The sequence below is a fragment of the Pontimicrobium sp. MEBiC01747 genome (assembly GCF_053601635.1).
This window is the reverse complement of record NZ_JBSHNS010000513.1, coordinates 1-1,396: the sequence shown is the minus strand read 5'-3', so window position 1 is coordinate 1,396 and position 1,396 is coordinate 1. Positions and strand designations below refer to the sequence as shown.

The 1,396-nt window shown below is 31.2% G+C and carries 1 protein-coding gene; it reads left to right on the top strand.

The window, feature by feature from the left end:
• On the top strand, positions 1 to 1,295 hold a 1,295-nt coding region (locus ACVC2P_RS16650), incomplete at its 5' end, for an ATP-dependent DNA helicase (RefSeq protein ID WP_452599583.1).
• Between the last annotated feature and the right edge of the window lie 101 nt (positions 1,296 to 1,396).

Sequence of the window (1,396 nt, the reverse complement as noted above, 5' to 3'; positions counted from 1 at the left end):
AAGGATATGCAGGAACTGGTAAAACCACTATTATCAGTGCTTTTGTTAATAATTTATGGAAAGCAAAAAAAAGTGCAGTTTTAATGGCTCCAACAGGAAGAGCTGCAAAAGTTATTGCTAATTATTCTAAAAAAGAAGCCTTTACAATACATAGAAAAATATACTTTCCTAAAAAAGATAGAGGAGGAGGCGTAAAATTTGTATTACAACCCAATAAACATAAAAACACCATTTTTATAGTAGATGAAGCCTCAATGATTCCTGATACCCCAGGAGACTCTAAATTATTTGAAAACGGCTCTTTGTTAGATGATTTAATACAATATGTTTACGCTGGTCATAATTGTAAACTATTATTAATAGGAGATACCGCCCAACTACCTCCAGTAAAATTAGAATTAAGCCCAGCACTAGACGAAAATAACCTTAGCCTTAATTATGATAAGCTAGTTACTAAAATAGAACTAGACGAAGTTATGAGGCAAAACCACGATTCGGGTATTCTAGAAAATGCTACAGAACTAAGGGAAACATTATCTAGTGGTTTTTTTGATAGTTTTAAGTTTAATTTATTAGGCTTTAAAGATATTATAAGACTCATAGACGGGCATGACATTATTGATGCAATTAACGATGCATATAGCACGCTTGGTAATGAGGAAATGGCTCTAATTGTTAGAAGTAATAAAAGAGCTAACCTATATAATCAACAAATTAGAAGCCGTATTCTTTTTAATGAAAATGAATTATCTGCTGGAGACTATTTAATGGTCGTTAAAAACAATTACTATTGGGTTAAACCTACAACAGAAGCAGGGTTTATAGCCAATGGAGATATTATAGAAGTTTTAGAGATTTTTAGCATTAAAGAATTGTACGACTTTAGATTTGCAGAAGTTAAAGTAAGAATGGTAGATTACCCTAAAATGAGCCCCTTTGAAACCGTATTGTTATTAGATACTATTTCTGCGGAAACGCCATCATTGCCATACGAGGAGTCTAATAGGCTATATCAAGAAGTACAAAAAGATTACGAAGATGAAACAAGCAACTATAAAAAGTTTCTAAAAATTAAAGGTAACAAGTACTTTAATGCCTTACAAGTAAAATTTTCTTATGCTATAACCTGTCATAAATCGCAAGGAGGGCAGTGGAACACTGTTTTTGTAGAACAGCCATATTTGCCCAATGGTATAGATAAAGATTATTTAAGATGGTTATATACAGCAGTTACACGTGCAACAGAAAAACTATATCTAATAGGCTTTAAAAATGATTTTTTTATAGAAGAATAACTAAATAAAAAATACAGAGTTATAGAGATAGTATAATTAGCTACAAATTTTATTAACTTTGAAGTAAACAGATAACACTTTTAAATTTTGGGAGCAGAGAC